At 68.8% G+C, this 17789-nt stretch carries 18 protein-coding genes; 1 reads left to right on the top strand and 17 read right to left on the bottom strand.

The window, feature by feature from the left end; all coding sequences use genetic code 11:
• Position 1 precedes the first annotated feature (1 nt).
• Positions 2-1060 carry an ABC transporter ATP-binding protein gene (locus ACWD3H_RS20570; protein ID WP_451956100.1) on the bottom strand — a complete coding sequence of 353 codons (1059 nt, stop codon included), beginning with the start codon at positions 1058-1060 and terminating at the stop codon, positions 2-4.
• Positions 1061-1154: 94 nt separating this feature from the next.
• The gene (locus ACWD3H_RS20565; protein ID WP_451956099.1) at positions 1155-4307 is read right to left on the bottom strand and encodes a S41 family peptidase; all 3153 of its coding nucleotides are present in this window, start codon (positions 4305-4307) and stop codon (positions 1155-1157) included.
• A gap of 67 nt (positions 4308-4374) precedes the next feature.
• Between ACWD3H_RS20565 and ACWD3H_RS20560 the strand changes: the two genes are divergently transcribed.
• Positions 4375-4965: a cob(I)yrinic acid a,c-diamide adenosyltransferase gene (locus tag ACWD3H_RS20560; RefSeq protein WP_451956098.1), complete on the top strand. Its 591-nt coding sequence runs from the start codon at positions 4375-4377 to the stop codon at positions 4963-4965.
• A gap of 34 nt (positions 4966-4999) precedes the next feature.
• On the opposite strand, the gene ACWD3H_RS20555 is transcribed toward ACWD3H_RS20560, so the two are convergent.
• The 15 genes from ACWD3H_RS20555 to ACWD3H_RS20485 form a co-directional block, all read right to left on the bottom strand.
• The gene (locus ACWD3H_RS20555; RefSeq protein ID WP_350924702.1) at positions 5000-5413 is read right to left on the bottom strand and encodes a DUF2550 domain-containing protein; all 414 of its coding nucleotides are present in this window, start codon (positions 5411-5413) and stop codon (positions 5000-5002) included.
• A gap of 44 nt (positions 5414-5457) precedes the next feature.
• The gene (locus ACWD3H_RS20550; protein ID WP_343975638.1) at positions 5458-5865 is read right to left on the bottom strand and encodes a F0F1 ATP synthase subunit epsilon; all 408 of its coding nucleotides are present in this window, start codon (positions 5863-5865) and stop codon (positions 5458-5460) included.
• 68 nt (positions 5866-5933) lie between these two features.
• Positions 5934-7361: a F0F1 ATP synthase subunit beta gene (atpD, locus tag ACWD3H_RS20545; protein ID WP_350924698.1), complete on the bottom strand. Its 1428-nt coding sequence runs from the start codon at positions 7359-7361 to the stop codon at positions 5934-5936.
• A gap of 1 nt (position 7362) precedes the next feature.
• A complete protein-coding gene (locus ACWD3H_RS20540) occupies positions 7363-8265 on the bottom strand; it encodes a F0F1 ATP synthase subunit gamma (RefSeq protein WP_350924696.1) in 903 nt (300 codons plus the stop codon).
• Positions 8266-8268: 3 nt separating this feature from the next.
• Positions 8269-9918, bottom strand: coding sequence for a F0F1 ATP synthase subunit alpha (gene atpA, locus ACWD3H_RS20535; RefSeq protein ID WP_355616010.1), 1650 nt, complete (start codon positions 9916-9918; stop codon positions 8269-8271).
• Between the two features lie 23 nt (positions 9919-9941).
• Positions 9942-10751, bottom strand: coding sequence for a F0F1 ATP synthase subunit delta (locus ACWD3H_RS20530; protein WP_451956097.1), 810 nt, complete (start codon positions 10749-10751; stop codon positions 9942-9944).
• On the bottom strand, positions 10751-11299 hold the full coding sequence (locus ACWD3H_RS20525; protein WP_355549902.1) for a F0F1 ATP synthase subunit B: 549 nt from the start codon (positions 11297-11299) through the stop codon (positions 10751-10753). Before ACWD3H_RS20525 ends, ACWD3H_RS20530 begins: the two co-directional genes overlap by 1 nt.
• 30 nt (positions 11300-11329) lie before the next feature.
• Complete coding sequence (gene atpE, locus ACWD3H_RS20520) at positions 11330-11551, bottom strand: ATP synthase F0 subunit C (protein WP_343975656.1); 222 nt, start codon at positions 11549-11551, stop codon at positions 11330-11332.
• 65 nt (positions 11552-11616) lie between these two features.
• The gene (gene atpB, locus ACWD3H_RS20515) at positions 11617-12405 is read right to left on the bottom strand and encodes a F0F1 ATP synthase subunit A (protein WP_350924687.1); all 789 of its coding nucleotides are present in this window, start codon (positions 12403-12405) and stop codon (positions 11617-11619) included.
• 67 nt (positions 12406-12472) lie between these two features.
• Entirely contained in the window at positions 12473-12688 is a 216-nt protein-coding gene (locus ACWD3H_RS20510) for an AtpZ/AtpI family protein (protein WP_343975662.1), read from the bottom strand.
• A 71-nt stretch (positions 12689-12759) separates the two neighbouring features.
• Entirely contained in the window at positions 12760-13185 is a 426-nt protein-coding gene (locus ACWD3H_RS20505) for a hypothetical protein (RefSeq protein ID WP_451956096.1), read from the bottom strand.
• Between the two features lie 152 nt (positions 13186-13337).
• Positions 13338-14720, bottom strand: a complete 1383-nt coding sequence (locus ACWD3H_RS20500; protein WP_451956095.1) for an undecaprenyl/decaprenyl-phosphate alpha-N-acetylglucosaminyl 1-phosphate transferase — start codon at positions 14718-14720, stop codon at positions 13338-13340.
• A 57-nt stretch (positions 14721-14777) separates the two neighbouring features.
• A complete protein-coding gene (locus ACWD3H_RS20495; RefSeq protein ID WP_451956094.1) occupies positions 14778-16043 on the bottom strand; it encodes a serine hydroxymethyltransferase in 1266 nt (421 codons plus the stop codon).
• A gap of 219 nt (positions 16044-16262) precedes the next feature.
• On the bottom strand, positions 16263-16643 hold the full coding sequence (locus ACWD3H_RS20490) for a hypothetical protein (RefSeq protein WP_355549892.1): 381 nt from the start codon (positions 16641-16643) through the stop codon (positions 16263-16265).
• Positions 16644-16685: 42 nt separating this feature from the next.
• A partial coding sequence (locus ACWD3H_RS20485) for a hypothetical protein (protein WP_451956093.1) occupies positions 16686-17789 on the bottom strand: 1104 nt, incomplete at its 5' end.

The raw sequence follows: 17789 nt of genomic DNA, 5'->3' as shown, positions 1-17789 counted from the left end.
ACTACTTGACCTCTCCGGCGACTCGCATGAAGGCGTCTTCCAGGTTTCCGCGCCGTACGGCCAGCCGTTCCAGGCTCTCGCCCCGTACGTCGGCCCAGGCCAGAAGGTGCCGGACCGCCTCGTGCGCGCGGGTCTCTGGCCGCCCGACGGTCAGGGTGTAGGCGACCTCCGTGGCGCCGCCGTAGGTGAGCACGGGGGCCGCGCCGTCCAGCCGAGGGAGATCGTCGAAGCTCCAGGCGATGCCGGGAAGGCGGAAGGAGACCCGGTCACCGGCCCCGGCCACCACCTCCTCGACGGTGCCGTGCAGGTGGATCAGGCCCTCGTGCATGATGGCCAGCCTGTCGGCGAGACGCTCGGCCTCCTCCAGGTAGTGGGTGGTGAGCAGCACCGTGGTGCCCCCCACCCGCAGGTCCTCGATCACCTTCCAGGTGGCGCGGCGCGCCTCGGGGTCCATCCCGGTGGTCGGCTCGTCCAGGAAGAGCACCTCCGGCCGGGAGATCACCGCCAGCGCGAGGTCGAGCCTGCGCCGCTGGCCGCCGGAGAGCTGCCGGACCTTCGTCCTGGCCTTCCTCTCCAGCCCGGCCAACTCCAGCGCGCCCATGGTCTGCCGGTCCACGCCCCAAAAGCGCCCCAGCAGGCCGGAGCCCGCCGGCGGCTCTGTGGTGCCGGAGAGGGTGACCGGCCGGCCCGCGTCCTCGCTCAGCCCCTTCCACAGGCCGACGGTCTCGGCAACCGTGAGGTCACCGATGAACCCTCCCTCCTGCAGCATGATCCCCACCCGGGGCCGCAGTTGGCGGCGCTGGCCGACCGGGTCGAGTCCAAGCACTCGGACGGTACCGCCGGTCGCGGCTCTGAACCCCTCCAGGACCTCCACGGTGGTGGTCTTGCCCGCGCCGTTCGTGCCGAGCAGGGCGAACAGCTCGCCCCTCGGAACGCTGAAGGAGACGCCGCGCACCGCCTCGAAGTCGCCGTACGCCTGCCGGAGCCCGCCGACCTCGATCACGTTGTCGAGGCCGGCGGTCGCGGCGCCGGGCGGATCCGTCACCTGTGGTGTTCTCATGGCGACAATCGTCGTCTTCCCGCGTTTGAGCAGGTAGTCGCCAATATCACCGGAAAAATATGATCTTTAAGATCTTTTGGATGACAAATGTCAACTACGGGCGGGGCGGCAGCGCGGGGCGGCGACGGGACGGCCGGGTGGAGGCGTCGGGCGGGGTCGTCGCCGGGCGCTCGTCCAGCGCGGCCAGCGCGAGCCGTACCGCCTCCTCGATCTGCGGATCCCTGCCCGCCGCCCAGTCGTCAGGGCTGATGTCGATCTCGACGTCCGGATCGACGCCGTAGTTCTCCACACCCCAGCCGAGCCCCTCGAACCAGAAGGAGTACCTGGGCACGGTGATGTGCGACCCGTCGACCAGCCGGTGGCTGCCCTCGATGCCGATGACGCCACCCCAGGTGCGGGTGCCCACCACCGGCCCGAGCTTGTAGATCTTGAAGGCCGCGGTGACGATGTCGCCGTCGGATCCGGCGTTCTGGTTGGTGATCGCGACCAGCGGGCCGCGCGGCGCGTCCTCGGGATAGGTGATCGGCGTCATGCCCCTGGGCAGGTCCCAGCCGATGACCCGGCGGATCAGCCTCTCGATCACCAGCTCGGAGGTGTGGCCACCTCGATTGTTCCGTACGTCCACCACCAGCCCCTCGAAGGTCATCTCCCTGCGCAGGTCGCGGTGGAACTGCGCCCAGCCCTCGGCGACCATGTCCGGGATGTGCAGGTAGCCGAGGCGGCCGCCGCCGAGCTCCCTGACCCGCGCCCGGCGCCCGGCCACCCAGTGCTGGTAACGCAGGCGCCTGTCGTCGCCGAGCGGCGTGACGACCACCCTCCGGCCACCGCCCAGGGTCAGCTCGACCGGCTTGTCCGCGGCGCCGACCAGCAGCCGGGCGGGACCCTCCGGTGGCACCGGGCGGCCGTCGACCGCGAGCAGCGTCTCTCCCTCCAGGACCGCCGCCCCGGGCCCGGCCAGCGGTGAGCGGGCGTGCACGTCGGAGGACTCGGCGGGCAACACCGTGTCCACCTGCCAGCGGCCGTCGGCTCCCCTGGAGAGATCGGCACCGAGCAGGCCGACCGGCTCCGAGGCCGGGTAACCCCAGGCCGCCCCGTCGACATAGGCGTGCGAGCTGCCCAGCTCCCCCACAACCTCCCAGAGCAGGTCGGCGAAGTCGTCGGCGGTGGCGACGCGGTCCACCAGCGGCCGGTACTCCTCCAGCACGGCCTCCCATTCGACGTCGGCCATGTCCTCGACCCAGAAGTCGGCGCGCATCCGGCGGCCCGCCTGGGCGTAGGCGTGCCGGCGCAGGGCCTGAGGATCTCCGGTGATCCGGATCCTGGACAGGTCGATGGTCGTCTCGTCGCCGTTCTTGGCGCCCGGCTTGCCACTGGCCGGCCGGACCGTGAGCGTGCCCTTGTCACTGACGACGAGCTGCGTGCCGTCACCGCTCACCCGGTACCAGTCGAGCTTGTCGACCACCTCCTCCCACTTGCGCTTGTCCAGGTCGTAACGGTCCAGCGCCGCCCGGGGCGCCTCACTCCCCACCTCGTCCCGGTCCTCGCCGAGTTCCCCCGCCAGCGGCTCGCGCAGCCAGACGAACCCGCCCTTGACCGCCCGCAGATTCGAATACCGTCCCTCGGGGACCGGCACCCGCACGACCCTGGCGGAGATGCCGTCCAGGTCCACGGTGATCGCGGCCTCGTCCCGCTTGTCGTCGTCACCGGAGTCGGCGACGGGCCGCCCCGCGGAGCTGGGCGCGAACGGGGACGGCGTGGAGGCGGCCAGCGGCACCAGATAGGGCCGGTAGCCGAGCGGGAAGGACATGTCGAAGGAGTGCGCGTCATAGATCGGGTCGAAGCCACGCCGCGACAGGAACGCCAGGTGGTCCCCGGCGAACGCGGGCGAGATGTCCGCGAACCTGCCATCGGTGACATCGGTCACCGCCCGGTCGGCCACCCTGGCCAGCCTGATCCTGCGCAGATGCTCGCTGTCCGGGTGTGACCAGGCCAGCCAGCCGGAGTCGGGCGACCAGGCGAGGCCCTGGATCTCACCGGCGGCCCTCGCCAGCTCCACCACCTCGCCGGAGGCCACGTCCACCAGGAGCAGCCGCCCGTCCCTGGCGCTCACCGCGATCACGTTCCCGTCGGGTGCGACGGCCAGGTCCGCGACCTCGCCCAGCTTGCCCGCGGCGATCCTGCGGCTCTCTCCGCCCCCTGCGGGGACGATCTCCAGTCCCTGGGTCTCGCCGTCGTCAAAGACCCACACCACCCGGTCGTCGCCGAGAAGGCGGGGCCGCCCCGCCGACAGGCCGGTGCTGAGCTGCCGTGCCGGGCCGTCCCGATGGGTCACCCAGTGCACCGTCCCCTGGACCTCCACCACGCTGGCCCGCCCGGTGGCGTCCACGGCCAGGTCGTGCAGCCGCCTGCCCGCGTTGACCTGGTAGGGCTGCCGCCCCCGCAGCGGGGAGCCGAGCGTGACGTCGAGCTTGCGGGCCTCGGCGTCAAGATCCTCCAGGAGGTAGAGGTCACCGGCGTTCTGGTAGACGATCCGCCTCCCGTCGGTGGTGGCGTGCCTGGCGTAGAAGGCCTCGTGGTCGGTGTGGCGGCGCAGGCCGGTGCCGTCCAGCTCGCAGGAGTAGAGGTTGCCGACGCCCTCGTGGTCGGAGAGGAAGGCGAGTCGTCCCCCGACGAGCATCGGATCGGCCAGCTGGCCGTTCAGATCGGTCAGGATCCGGGTGAAGTCCCCCTCTCCCCGCCGCACCCACAGCCGGCCCGCCGTACCGCCCCGGTAGCGTTTCCAGGTCGCCGAATCGCGGGCGAGCGCCGCGGTGAGAAGTGCCACCGCGTCTTCCGTGACCGAGAGGTCGTTGACCGGACCGTACGGCAGCCGCTCGACTCCGTCGCCAAGCGCGTAGGCCCAAGTCTGCCAGAGGAACGGCCGGCCGGTCGCGCTGATCGCGAGGACCTCTCCCTCCGGTGTCCAGCCGCGCGCGCGGGTCCGCGCGTTCCCCCAGTAGGTCAGCCGCTCGGCGGATCCGGAGTCCAGATCCGCCAGGTAGATCTCGGGGGCACCGTCGCGAACGCTGGTCCAGGCGACCTTGGCACCGTCAGGTGAGAGGCGGGGATGGCTCGCGGGAGCCCGGTCGGCGGAGAGGCGCCACGCCCGGCCGCCATCCACCGGAGCCACCCAGACGTCGTCGTCCGCGACGAACGTCAGTGTCTCGTGGGAGAGGTGTGGGAATCGCAGGTAGAAACCAGAAACCATTAACAAATCATATTGTCGACTATCAGGTGAATCGGGGGCAATTTTCGCCCCCGATAAGCTGGACGGCATGACGCGAGCTGACAGAGACAACCCGGTGGTGCTCTCCAAGATCTACACCCGTACCGGGGACGACGGCACGACCGCGCTCGGCGACATGAGCCGTACCCGCAAGACCGACCCGCGCCTGGCCGCCTACGCGGACGTCGAGGAGGCCAACGCGGCGATCGGCGTGGCACTGGCCACGGGTTCCCTGGAGGCGGACGTCACCGCCGTTCTCACCCGGATCCAGAACGAGCTGTTCGACGTCGGGGCCGACCTCTGCACCCCGATCACGGAGAACCCCGAGTTCCCGCCGCTGCGGGTCGAGCCCTCCTACATCGAATGGCTTGAGGCGCGCTGTGACGAGTTCAACGAGCGCCTCAAGCCGCTGCGCAGCTTCATCCTGCCCGGCGGCACCCCGGCCGTGTCCTGGCTGCACGTCGCCAGGACCGTGGTCCGGCGGGCCGAGCGGACCGTCTGGTCGGCGCTGGAGGCCCACGACGACGTCAACCCGCTGACCGCGAAGTACCTCAACCGGCTGAGCGACCTGATGTTCATCCTCTGCCGGGTGGCCGCAGACGGCGACGAGATCCTCTGGAAGCCCGGCGGCACCCGCTGAGGGGGCCCGCCGCCCGGTGACAGGGCACGGAGGATCAGGCGACGTCGAGATGGGCGCTGGGCGGGGCGGACTCCAGCCAGGCCACGAAACCGGTCAGTGCGCGGTATCCCATGGCGAGCTCGAAGGCGCTCTGCCCGTTGCGGCACTCAAGCGCCGTCACCCCCTCGATGAACCCGAAGAACTCACCGGAGCCGACCTTACGACGGCCGGAAACGACAAGGCCGCGCCTCACGATGACGTGGCGCGGCCTTGGAAGCAGACCTATGAGCGGGATCCAGTTGAGGTGGCCGTCGGCATAGCGGGCCACTCCGACCCGCCACCCCCGCTCCCTCGACATGGGGCGCAGGCAACACAGCACCGACCCTCGGAAGCGGGTCAGAATGAGCACCCTGAGCGCCAGGAGGGCGACGAGCAGCCCCACCACGATGAGTACGTCCAGCACCACCATGTCTGCCCGCCCCCCAACAAGCCCTTACCGCTAAGAAGCCGAATTTATCCGACTTCTTCTCCGGCCGCGCGCAGCCGGGCCCTGGCACGCTTGGCCTCGGCGGCGGCGTCCGCGTCTTCCTGGCCGGACTCGACCGAGGCCTGAGCCCGCTCCAGCGCGCTCCTGGCCCGGGCGATGTCGATCTCGGAACCAAGCTCGGCGATCTCGGCCAGGATCGACACCTCGTCGTCGGCCACCGAGAGGAATCCTCCGTGGACGGCGGCGACGAGGTCGGCCTCGCCGTCACCTCGCTTGATCTTCAGCAGCCCGCCCTCGACGAGAACGCCGAGCACGGGTGCGTGTTTAGGCATGATACCGATCTCGCCGTCGACGGTCTTGGCAATCACCATGTCGGCCTCGCCGGACCAGATCTCCCGCTCCGGGGAGACGACGCCTACTCGCAGCTTCGCCACTTTCTCTCCAGTTCCCTATCGAACCAGGTGCCGGTACGACCGCGTGACCGTACCGGCACCGAAGGCGACTAGCGGGCGAGTTCCTTGGCCTTGGCCACGGCCTGGTCGATGCCACCGACCATGAAGAACGCCTGCTCGGGCAGGTGGTCGTAGTCGCCGGCGCACAGACCCTTGAACGAGGCGATGGTCTCGTCCAGCGGCACGTTCTCTCCGGGCTGACCGGTGAACGCCTCGGCGGCGTACATCGGGTGGGACAGGAAGCGCTCGATGCGACGGGCCCGGTTGACGGTGACCTTGTCCTCTTCGGAGAGCTCGTCGATACCGAGGATCGCGATGATGTCCTGCAGCTCCTTGTACTTCTGCAGGATCCGCTTGGTCTCCTGAGCCACGCGGTAGTGCTCCTCGCCCACGATCAGCGGGTCGAGAATCCGCGAGGTGGAGTCGAGCGGGTCCACCGCGGGGTAGATGCCCTTCTCCGAGATCGGCCGCGAGAGCACGGTCTGCGCGTCGAGGTGCGCGAACGCGTTGTGCGGGGCCGGGTCGGTGATGTCGTCCGCGGGGACGTAGATCGCCTGCATGGAGGTGATCGAGTGACCGCGGGTCGAGGTGATGCGCTCCTGCAGAACACCCATCTCGTCGGCCAGGGTCGGCTGGTAACCCACCGCGGACGGCATGCGGCCGAGCAGGGTGGACACCTCGGAGCCGGCCTGGGTGAACCGGAAGATGTTGTCGATGAAGAGCAGCACGTCCTGCTTCTGCACGTCACGGAAGTACTCCGCCATGGTCAGCGCGGAGAGCGCGACGCGCAGACGGGTGCCCGGGGGCTCGTCCATCTGGCCGAAGACGAGCGCGGTGTCCTTGAGGACGTTCGCCTCCTCCATCTCCAGCCAGAGGTCGTTGCCCTCACGGGTACGCTCGCCGACACCGGCGAACACCGAGGTGCCACCGAAGTTGCGGGCGACCCGGCGGATCATCTCCTGGATCAGAACGGTCTTGCCCACGCCCGCGCCGCCGAACAGGCCGATCTTGCCACCCTGCACGTACGGGGTGAGCAGGTCGATGACCTTGATGCCGGTGGTCAGCATCTCGGTGCGCGACTCAAGGGTGTCGAAGGCGGGCGAGGGGCGGTGGATGCCCCAGCGCTCCTCGATCTTGAGCGACGCGGTGGGCACGTCCAGTGCCTCGCCGAGCGTGCTCCACACGTGGCCCTTGACGACGTCGCCGACCGGTACGGAGATGGCCGCGCCGGTGTCGGTCACCGCCGCGCCACGGGTCACACCGTCGGTGGGCTGCATGGAGATGGCCCGTACCAGGTTGTCACCCAGGTGCTGGGCGACCTCCAGGGTCAGCAGCCTGGTCTCCCCGCCGAGGGTGACCTCGGTGGTGAGCGCGTTGTAGATCTCGGGCATCGCCTCGACGGGGAACTCCACGTCGACGACGGGACCGGTGACCCGCGCGACGCGGCCCACGCCGGTCTCAACAGTCTGTGCAGTCATTTCACTCTTTCCCCGCTGCGGAGTCAGCCAGCGCGCTCGCGCCACCGACGATCTCGCTGATTTCCTGGGTGATCTCGGCCTGGCGAGCTTGGTTCATCTGCTGGGTGAACGTTCGGATGAGCTCGTTGGCGTTGTCGGTCGCCGACTTCATCGCCCGGCGACGCGACGCCTCTTCCGAGGCCGCCGACTGGAGCAGCGCGCTGAAGATGCGCGACTCCACGTAGCGCGGCAGCAGCGTGTCGAGAACATCGGCCGCGCTGGGCTCGAACTCGAAGTACGGCAACGGCGTGCTGTCCACCGGCTCGACGGTCTCCTCGACCTCCAACGGCAGGATTCGCTTGATCACGACTTCCTGCGTCAGCATCGAGACGAACTGGGTCGAGACGATGTGGATCTCGTCCACCCCGTCCTCGGCCGAGAACGAGTCGATCAGCACGCCGGCGATCTCCTTGGCGTCCGAGTAGGAGGGCTTACGGGAGAACCCCGTCCACTGCCCGCTCATCTCTCGGCCACGGAAGCTGTGCCAGGCGACACCCTTGCGGCCGGTCACGAAGGGCACGGGCTCGATGCCCCTGTCCTTCAGCAGACCGCCGAGGGCCTCGGCCTCACGCAGGATGTTCGCGTTGAAGCCGCCGCAGAAGCCGCTGTCGCTGGTGACGATGAGCACGGCGGCCCTGGCCGGCCGCTCCTTCTCCACGGTCAGCGGGTGATCGACGCTGGCGGTGTTGCTGACGACGCCCGTCACGGCGCGAGTGATCTCGCGCTCGTACGGCACCGCCGCCTGCATCCGCAACTGCGCCTTCACGATGCGCGATGAAGCGATGAGCTCCTGGGCGCGCGTGATCTTCGCCGTTGACTTGACCGACTTGATCCGCCGCCGCAGCAGTCTTAGCTGGGCACCCATCGGCTACTTCTTCTCAGCCGTACGGACGCGCTTGGTGATCTTTTCCTGGCCGACCTCTTCGGCGCCGAGCGCCTCGACCGGCTCCTCGTTGACCAGCAGCTCGCCCGCGGCGGTCTCGAAGGTCTTCTTGAACGCGGTGACGGCGTCCTTGAGAGCGGTGACCGTGTCCTCGGACAGGGCCTTGGTCTCTCGGATGCTGTCGAAGATGCCCTTCTTCTCTCGACCGATGTAGTCCAGGAACTCCGCCTCGAAACGGCGGATGTCCTCGACCGGGACCTCGTCGAGCTCACCGGTGGTGCCGGCCCAGATGGAGACGACCTCGTGCTCGACCGGGAAGGGGCTGTACTGCGGCTGCTTGAGCAGCTCGACCAGGCGCTGACCGCGCTCCAGCTGAGCCTTGGACGCCGCGTCCAGGTCGGAGGCGAAGGAGGCGAAGGCCTCCAGGTCACGGTACTGGGAGAGCGACAGGCGCAGCGTGCCGGCGACCGACTTCATCGCCTTGGTCTGGGCCGAGCCGCCGACTCGGGAAACCGAGACACCGACGTTGATGGCGGGACGGACACCGGCGTTGAACAGGTCCGTCTCCAGGAAGACCTGGCCGTCGGTGATGGAGATGACGTTGGTCGGGATGAACGCCGAGACGTCGTTGCCCTTCGTCTCGATGATCGGCAGACCGGTCATCGAGCCGGAACCCATCTCCTTCGACAGCTTCGCGCAACGCTCCAGGAGGCGGGAGTGCAGGTAGAAGACGTCACCGGGGTAGGCCTCACGGCCCGGCGGACGACGGAGCAGCAGGGAGACCGCGCGGTAGGCGTCGGCCTGCTTGGTCAGGTCGTCGAAAACGATGAGAACGTGCTTGCCCTGGTACATCCAGTGCTGGCCGATGGCCGAACCGGTGTAGGGGGCGAGGTACTTGTAACCGGCCGGGTCGGACGCCGGAGAGGCGACGATGGTGGTGTACTCCAGCGCGCCCGCCTCCTCAAGGCGAGCCTTGACCTGGGCGATCGTGGAGCCCTTCTGGCCGACCGCGACGTAGACGCAGCGGACCTGCTTGTCCGGGTCGCCGGAGAGCCAGTTCTCCCGCTGGTTGAGGATGGTGTCCACGGCGATCGCGGTCTTGCCGGTGCCACGGTCACCGATGATCAGCTGGCGCTGGCCACGGCCGATCGCGGTCATCGCGTCGATCGCCTTGATGCCGGTGGCGAGGGGCTCCTTCACCGGCTGGCGCTGCACGACGGAAGGCGCCTGAACCTCGAGGGGACGAACACCCTCGGACTCGATGGCACCCTTGCCGTCCAGCGGAATGCCCAGCGGGTCGACCACTCGGCCGAGGAAGCCGTCGCCGACCGGCACGGACAGGACCTCGCCCGTCCGGCGGACCGACTGGCCCTCCTCGATCTTGCTGAAGTCGCCCAGAACAACGACACCGATCTCCCGGACGTCCAGGTTCAGTGCCAGGCCACGCGTGCCGTCCTCGAACTCAAGCAGCTCGTTCGCCATCGCCGAGGGAAGGCCGGAGACATGGGCGATACCGTCGCCGCAGTCGACGACGGTCCCGATCTCCTCACGCGCTGCGCCTTCCGGCTCGTACGCCTGGACGAAGCGCTCAAGTGCGTCCCGGATCTCGTCCGGCCGGATCGTAAGCTCCGCCATCTCTCTTCAGTCTCCCTATTCGCCTAGCCGGCCAACCGGCGGCGGACTTCTTCGATTCGTCCCGCGATGGTGGTGTCGATGAGATCGTCCCCGATGTGCACCGAGAACCCTCCCAGCACCCGCGGATCCACCTCGACGTTCAGATGAACGTCGCGGCCGTACGAGGTGCGCAGCCACGTGGCGAGACGCTGCTTCTGCTCCTCTGAGAGCACGATGGCGCTCCGCACCACCGCGACGAGGCGCTGCCGCTGGGCGGCGACCAGCTTTCCGAACTCCTCAAGGCCACTGTCCAGGCTACGTCCTCGCGGGTGTACCACGAGCTGCGTGACCAGGCGGAGAGTGGTGGGGGCGACCTTGCCGGCGAGCAGGGAGCCCAGCAGTTCCCGCTTGGCCTGCTCCGGTGCCGTCGTGGAGGTCAGGGTCCGGTGCAGTTCCAGGTTCGAGGCGACGATGCGCCCGAACCTGAACAGCTCGTCCTCGACATCGTCGAGCCTGCCCTGTGCCTCGGCCTCCGCGGAGGCCGCGATGACACCGAGACGCTCAAGGGCGTCGGCCAGGTCGCCGGAGCGGGCCCACCGCGCGGACACGGCCGCGGCGACCGTCTCCAGCGCGGCATCGCTGACCTTGCCCTCCAGCAGCACCCGTACCACCTGCGCCTTCTGGGCCGCGGGCCGGGCGGGGTCGGAGAGGTTGCGGCGGAGCCCGTGCTCACGGTCGAACAGGTCGGCGACCGAGAAGAGCTCGTCGGCCAGCGTGCCGAGGTCGGCGCTTCCCGCGACGGCGTTGAAGCGCTCTTCGACCTCGGCCAGCGAAGCCCTGCTCAGACCTCTCATCAGCGGACCGCCGCGCTGCTCGACTCGAGCTCCTCGAGGAACCGGTCCACGGTGCGGCGCTGGCGCGCCTCGTCCTCAAGGGATTCGCCGACGATACGACCGGCCAGATCGATCGACAGACGACCGAGCTCCGCGCGGAGCTGGGCGAACGCCTGCTGACGGTCGGCCTCGATCTGCAGGTGCGCGGCCTCGACGAGACGGCGGGCCTCGGCCTGCGCCTCCTCGCGGAGCTCGGCCTTGATCTGCGCACCCTGCTCGCGAGCTTCCTCACGGAGGCGGGAAGCCTCGTGACGAGCCTCGGCGAGCTGGTCCTTGTACTGCTTGAGCAGCGCCTGGGCCTCGGCCTGGGCGTCCTCGGCTCGCTTGATGCCGCCTTCGATCGCATCGGTCCGCTCGGCCAGGGTCTTCTGGATTCGCGGGGTGAGGATCTTACCGACGACGAAGAGGACGACGAAGAACGCGAAACCGCCGACGACCAGCTCGTAGAGGTGCGGCATGATCGGGCTGGTGGTGCCCTCGGCCGCCAGGAGCTTAGCTGCGGATGTCATCGATGCAGCCTTCCGTCAGGGTGTCTTCGATCAGTAGATGAACGGCGCGACAAGGCCGATCAGGGCCAGCGCCTCGACGAGCACGAAGCCCAGCAGCATGTTCTGGCGGATCAGACCGTAGGTCTCGGGCTGGCGGGCGATGGCCTGCAGACCGTTACCGAAGATGAGACCGACACCGATGCCGGGGCCAAGCGTGGCGAGCCCGTAACCGATGGAGCCGATGTTGCCGGTGACCTCAGCGAGGATGCTCATTGCTGTTTCCTTTACAAGATGGCCGGTGAACGGGTCTCACCGGTCTGAACTGGAGGAGAAGGGTCTTAGTGCTCGGCGTGCAGCGAGCCGCCGATGTACATCGCGGCGAGCAGCGCGAACAGGAAGGCCTGCAGGAACTGGATGAACATCTCGAACGCGGTCATCGCGATCGTCATGATGACGGCGACGACACCGACCGGGGCGCCGAGCGGCGTGAGCTGCTCGAAGAGGAACCAGAAACCAACGGCGCTGAAGAAGGCCAGGATGATGTGGCCTGCGAACATGTTGGCGAAGAGTCGCACCGCGTGGGTGAACGGCGCCACGATCATGTTGGAGAGGAACTCGATCGGCGCGAGCAGCACGTAGATCGGCTTGGGCAGGCCCGGGGGGAACATCATGTTCTTGAAGTAGCCGAGCCCTCCCTGGTGCTTCATGCCCAGGTAGATCTTCAGCACGTAGACGCTTACCGCCAGCACGATCGGGAAGGCGATGTGCGAGGCGATCGGGAACTGCAGGAAGGGGACGACCCCCATCAGGTTCCAGATCCAGACCAGGAAGAACAGGCTCAGCAGCAGGCCCATCCAGCGGTCGGCGTCCTTGCCGAGGAAGGGACGGGCTACCTGATCACGGACGAACATGTAGCCGTACTCACCGATGTTCTGGATGCCCCGGGGCACCAGCTTCGGGTTGGCGAAGGCCGACCAGCAGAAGGCTATGACCACGAGCGAGCTCAGCAGGGCGAGCAGCACCGGCTTGGTGAACCAGGTGACGCCGGGAATGATCGGGGGGAGATCGAACAGCTCAAGCCCCGGGGCCTTGAACTCGTCGGCGGCGAGGACCGTCAGCGCCTTCACGCGGCGTTCCCTTCAACGTGGTAGTGGATCAAGACTGCTTCCTCAGCGAAGCGACCGCCGCGCGAGGTCAGCGACCGTATTTCCGGTAGACCAGGTAGATGGCGAGAACGACACCGACGATCACTCCGATCGGTGTGAACACGGCCACGCCAGTCCAACGGCTCAGCAACCAACCGCCGCCGCCGTACAGGATGATCCCGGAGAGAATGTAGCTGGGAACCGACCAGGCAGCGTTGGCGAAGTCGCGGCCATCGCTCTCGGGCCTGCGTTCTTGTTCGCTCATTGCGGGCATGACAATAGCAGCCGGGGAGATGACTAGTCATATCGGGTCCCGCCGCCCGGTCATGATACGCCTCATCGGGGGCCACCCTGTCCGGGGACAGCGGCGCCCGGGTCGACGTAGAGCATCTTCGTCTTCACGAAGCCCCGCATCTCGCCGGCCGTCCAGACGACGGTGCAGATGATCGCCGACCAGCCGAAGGCACGCGGCTCGAACGCCGTGGCGCTCTCGAACATCTTGAGGAGCGCCATGATGATCAGGACCTTCACCGCGTAGGTGGCGATCGCGGTGACCATCATCACAACGGGAGAGACCCGGCTCGCGGAGGAGACCGCGACCAGGCTGACCGTAAAGAAGACCGCCACCACCAGGAGGCCGATCGCGGCCCCCAGCGCCCCCTTGGCACCGGAGAGCAGAGCCGCCGTGAGGATGACGACCGCACCCGCGGCGGCGGTGGGTATCACGGCCCCTTTGAGGACGCGCACGTCATTGGCCTGCATCGGCACTCCCAGTGACTGTTATCAAGCGAGCGATTGCTACCTCGAAGATCCAGCTGAACCATGGATCCGTTAGTGAAAGCTATCACAAGCTCATGGAAGAGCGCCTTTACCTGCCGTTTCAAGTGAACGATCAAGCAGCTGACATGGACCGCTCAACGCCGCGTCTCAGGGTTTGAGAAACCTTGCCGGGGAGCGGTGAGTGACAGGTCGGGCAGCGCCGAGAGCGTGGCGGTGCCGTCGCCGTCGTCGCCGCTGACGGCCGGACGAGGCCCCGGCATCTCCGAGGGGTAGGGGTGGGGCCGGACCCGGGCCTGCGGCTCGCCCGGTCGCACCTGCCGCCCCGGCCCCTCGATGGGACCGCTGAATCCCGTGGGAGCCGCGGGCCCGGCGGGCCCGGCGGTGCCGGTCGGGCCCTGCTCTCCGGACCCGCCGACGTCGCGGCGGGCCCGCCAGCGGGGCAGCGCCATCATCACCAGCACGCCGATGGCGAGCAGCACGGTCAGCGGGAACAGGATGAGCGGGACACCCTCGATGGACAGTGCCACGACCGCGAAGGCGAACAGGAAGGTCCAGGCGTACATGATCATGACGCTGCGGCGGTGTGAGTGTCCGATGTCCAGCAGGCGGTGGTGGAGATGCCCTCGGTCGGGCGCGAACGGCGACAGGCCGTTGGACGTGCGCCGGACCACCGCCATGATCAGATCGAGCAGCGGAAGCACCAGGATCGCGACCGGCACGAGCAGGGGGAGGATGACGGGGAAGCGGTTGATGCTGCTGGAGTCGAGCGGCGTCACCAGGATCATCGTGGAGGCGAGGACCAGGCCGATCAGCATCGCCCCGGTGTCCCCCATGAAGATCTTCGCCGGGTGGAAGTTGTGCGGCAGGAAGCCCAGGCAGATCCCGATGAGCACCGAGGCGATGACCGCCGTCACGTTGATGCTGGTGTTGCCGTAGTCCTTCGACAGGGCCACCGAGTACGTCCATGTGGCCATCGCGGCGATGCCCACGATCCCGGCGGCCAGACCGTCGAGCCCGTCGACGAAGTTGACGGCGTTGATCATGACGACCACGATCAGGATCGTGATCAGCGGGCTCAGCGTGGAGTCGAGAATGGTCTGCCCGCCCAGCGCCGTGGGCAGCGGGAGCCACGGCAGGCTGACGCCGAAGGCGACGAGCACGCCCGCCGCGCCGATCTGCCCGGCGAGCTTGACGAGGGCGTCCATCCCCAGCCAGTCGTCCAGGAAGCCGGTCAGCGTGATCAGCCCTCCTGCGGCGATCAGCGCGATCACCGTCTTGCCCTGGCCCTCGGCCGCCAGCTTGCCCCCGGCGTAGGGCAGCTCGCCGGCGATCAGCAGACCGGCGACGAGACCGCCGTACATCGCCAGGCCACCGAGTCTGGGCGTCGGCGTGGTGTGCACGTCACGGTCGCGGACCTCGGGCATGGCACCGATACGGACGGCGAAAACGCGGACCAGTGGGACCAGCAGGTATGTCACCGCGGCCGCGACGAGCGCCATGAGTAGGTATTCGCGCACGGAACCAGTTTCGCGGATAGTCCGGCCACCTGTGACCGGAAAACGCCACAGAACAGCTCATAGTTCGCTGGGATATATCTGATGGAGGCTCGTCAGCGCCGCGACGCGCTCCCGTATTTCACCCACTGCGTCGGGGTTGCGGATGGCCTGTGCCACCATCGAGGCCACCGCCTTCATCTCCTCGGCCCCCATTCCCTGGGTCGTGACGCAGGGGGTGCCCACCCGGATCCCGGACGTCACCGTGGCCGGCTCCGGGTCGTAGGGGATCGCGTTGCGGTTCAGCGTGATCCCGGCCGCGCCACACCGCTGCTCGGCCACCGCGCCGGAGACCCCGACGTCACGCAGGTCGATCAACGCCAGATGGCTGTCGGTGCCCCCGGAGACGGGCCGCATCCCCTCGGCGGCCAGGGCGTCGGCCAGTACCCGGGCGTTGGTCACCACCTGCCGCGCATACCGCGCGAACTCGGGGCGCAGCGCCTCGCCGAACGCCACGGCCTTGGCCGCCACCGCGTGCATGAGCGGGCCGCCCTGCACGAAGGGGAAGACCGCACGGTCGACCCTGCGGGCCAGTTCCCGGGTGCACATGATCCCGCCCCCTCTCGGGCCGCGCAGCGCCTTGTGCGTGGTGAAGGTCACCACGTCCGCGTACGGCACGGCGGACGGCAGGGCGTTCCCGGCCATCAGCCCGATGGTGTGCGCGACGTCGGCGAGCAGCCAGGCGCCCACCTCATCGGCGACCCCCCGGAAGGCCGCGAAGTCGATCTTTCGGGAATAGGCGGTGGCACCACATATGATCATTTTGGGCTGATGCTGCAACGCCAGGTCCCTGACCTCGTCATAGTCGATCAGCTCGGTGTCCCTGCGCACGCCGTACGCCACGACGTCGAACCAGCGGCCGGAGAAGTTGACCTTGGAACCGTGCGTGAGGTGGCCGCCGTGCGACAGCGCCATCGCCAGCACCGTGTCGCCCGGCTGGAGCAGTGCCGCGTAGGCCGCCAGATTCGCCGAGGCGCCGGAGTGGGGCTGCACGTTGACGTGATCGGCGCCGAACAGCCGCTTGGCCCGGTCGATCGCGAGCTGCTCGGCCCGGTCGACGACCTCGCATCCGGCGTAGTAGCGCCTGCCGGGGTAGCCCTCCGCGTACTTGTTGGTGAGCGTCGAGCCGAGCGCGGCGAGCACGGCGGGCGAGGCGAAATTCTCACTCGCGATCAGCTGGACGCCGCCGCGGAGCCTGTCGAGCTCGTCGAGGAGCACACGGGCGATCTCCGGATCCTCGCGCTGCAGTAGGCCGAAATCTGGCCCGTAGTACGACTCTGCGCCCATGGCTCACATCCCGAAGATGACAACTCACCCCCACTGTAAGCCCGGCTACCCCGGTTATCCCAGGTCAGAGAGGTGTCGCCACGGGAAGGCGTGTCTCCGTGCGGAAACGCACGCCCCGGGAGGGCCCTGGCGTCGTCCCCCCGGGAGGCTTCGAAAACCGCCCGGCCCGCGGGCCTCGCGCCGAAGGATCCGGCCGGCGCCTCCGAGCCGGGAAGGACGTCAGGAGAAGGCGTGCGGGGCCCCGGCTCCCACCGGCACCCATCTCGGCGTGTCGGCCGCCTGGTCGCTGATCGAGGTCAGGATCGCCTGCCGGTAGAGGCCGAGACGGGTACGCCACTCCGTCATGTCCTCGACGTAGCGGCCGGAGACCGGGGCGTCCCAGACATCCCTGCTCCTGGCGAGCTGGTAGGCCTTGTCCAGACTGGCGGTCAGCGTGTCGAGTGTGGGAAGCACCTGCCGCCACATCATGACCAGCCGCTGGTATTCGGGGTTGAACTCCCACGCCGTGGCGGCGTCCGAGGACGGCAGACCGCCGCCGCCCGAGGCCGGTGGGGTCTCCCCCGGCTGCAGCGGCTGCGGTGCGGGTGGATCCACGAACATCACAGGCTCCTCACCCTCGCTGACACAGTCCCTGCCCCCCGCTCACTGCCCGCCTCCCGGAGGCGGGATCGGCCGCAGCGGATTCCCCGGCTCCACGTCGCCCGCCGGTCCGTCGGGCCCGATGTCCATGGGCGCCCAGGCCCCCTCGCCCCAGGTCTCCCCTTCCGGCACCCGCACACCGGGCATCTCCAGCGGCTCGATCTCCCGGGCGTTGTCGGCGAGCGTCCTGAGGGCGTCCAGATCGAGAGGGCTCGCCTCCGCGGTGACGACGTCGTCGCCGTCGCCGGCCCACCGGGCGACCGAACCGTCCGGTGCGGCGGCCACCCCCCCGGGAGCCGTCCCCGCCGACTGTCCCGGGCCCCCTGCGGCATCCTCCGCCCCTCGCGGCTCGCTGAAGACCGCGTCGCCGATGGACGGCGTGCCGGCGTCTCCCCGCGGCACCACGGCGGGCTGCGAGGCTGCCTCGCCGGAGGCCGTACCCGCCGTCTGGACGGCGGGTACGGCGGAGGTCGTGGCCTGCGGCTGAACAGCCGCCTCACCGGAGGTCGTACCGGCGGGCTCGGGGGTGGCGTCGCCCCCCGTGCCCGGCGGCTGGACGGTCTGGTCGGTGGTGGGGCCCGCGGTGTCGAGGAGCGGATAGTCGGGCCTGGCCGAATCGAGCGGGCCGTGCGGCTCGACCCAGCCCGGCTGCCCCGCCGTGGCGGAGACGTTGTCGACCGTAGGCATCTCCAGCGGCGGAATGTCCTCGATGTTCTTCAGCAACTCGTCGACCTCGGCCGCCGTGGGCGAGTCGAGCGGGATCTGGAGCACCTTCACACCGTCGACCTCCACGACCTTCGCCCGCTGATCGCCGCTCTGGTCGATGTCGTCGGGATGGTCCTTCCGGTAACTGTCGAGGATGTCGTTGCCGGACGTGCCGCCCTCCTGCCTGGGTGAGCGCTCGTCGCCCTTGGAGCCGGAGTCGCCCTTGGCGTCGGGATCGTTGACCGGCGCGCCACCCACGGAGCCGTCCCCCCGCGGTGTCGTCTCGTCACCCTTGGAACCGGAGTCACCCTTGGCGTCGGGATCGTTGACCGGCGCGCCACCCACGGAGCCGTCCCCCCGCGGTGTCGTCTCGTCACCCTTGGAACCGGAGTCACCCTTGGC

It is taken from the genome of Streptosporangium sp. NPDC002607 (genome assembly GCF_053592655.1).
The sequence above is the reverse complement of the archived record's forward strand: the minus strand, read 5'-3'. Positions and strand labels throughout refer to the sequence as shown.

Excerpts from the sequence above, each read along its gene's own strand:
- ACWD3H_RS20505 (WP_451956096.1), bottom strand. The coding sequence starts at position 13,185 with ATGCAGGCCAATGACGTGCGCGTCCTCAAAGGGGCCGTGATACCCACC.
- ACWD3H_RS20555 (WP_350924702.1), bottom strand. The coding sequence starts at position 5,413 with ATGGTGGTGCTGGACGTACTCATCGTGGTGGGGCTGCTCGTCGCCCTC.
- atpD (WP_350924698.1), bottom strand. The coding sequence starts at position 7,361 with ATGACTGCACAGACTGTTGAGACCGGCGTGGGCCGCGTCGCGCGGGTC.
- atpA (WP_355616010.1), bottom strand. The coding sequence starts at position 9,918 with ATGGCGGAGCTTACGATCCGGCCGGACGAGATCCGGGACGCACTTGAG.
- ACWD3H_RS20525 (WP_355549902.1), bottom strand. The coding sequence starts at position 11,299 with ATGACATCCGCAGCTAAGCTCCTGGCGGCCGAGGGCACCACCAGCCCG.
- ACWD3H_RS20565 (WP_451956099.1), bottom strand. The coding sequence starts at position 4,307 with ATGGTTTCTGGTTTCTACCTGCGATTCCCACACCTCTCCCACGAGACA.
- ACWD3H_RS20560 (WP_451956098.1), top strand. The coding sequence starts at position 4,375 with ATGACGCGAGCTGACAGAGACAACCCGGTGGTGCTCTCCAAGATCTAC.
- ACWD3H_RS20570 (WP_451956100.1), bottom strand. The coding sequence starts at position 1,060 with ATGAGAACACCACAGGTGACGGATCCGCCCGGCGCCGCGACCGCCGGC.
- ACWD3H_RS20495 (WP_451956094.1), bottom strand. The coding sequence starts at position 16,043 with ATGGGCGCAGAGTCGTACTACGGGCCAGATTTCGGCCTACTGCAGCGC.
- ACWD3H_RS20540 (WP_350924696.1), bottom strand. The coding sequence starts at position 8,265 with ATGGGTGCCCAGCTAAGACTGCTGCGGCGGCGGATCAAGTCGGTCAAG.
- atpE (WP_343975656.1), bottom strand. The coding sequence starts at position 11,551 with ATGAGCATCCTCGCTGAGGTCACCGGCAACATCGGCTCCATCGGTTAC.
- ACWD3H_RS20510 (WP_343975662.1), bottom strand. The coding sequence starts at position 12,688 with ATGAGCGAACAAGAACGCAGGCCCGAGAGCGATGGCCGCGACTTCGCC.
- ACWD3H_RS20530 (WP_451956097.1), bottom strand. The coding sequence starts at position 10,751 with ATGAGAGGTCTGAGCAGGGCTTCGCTGGCCGAGGTCGAAGAGCGCTTC.
- ACWD3H_RS20490 (WP_355549892.1), bottom strand. The coding sequence starts at position 16,643 with ATGTTCGTGGATCCACCCGCACCGCAGCCGCTGCAGCCGGGGGAGACC.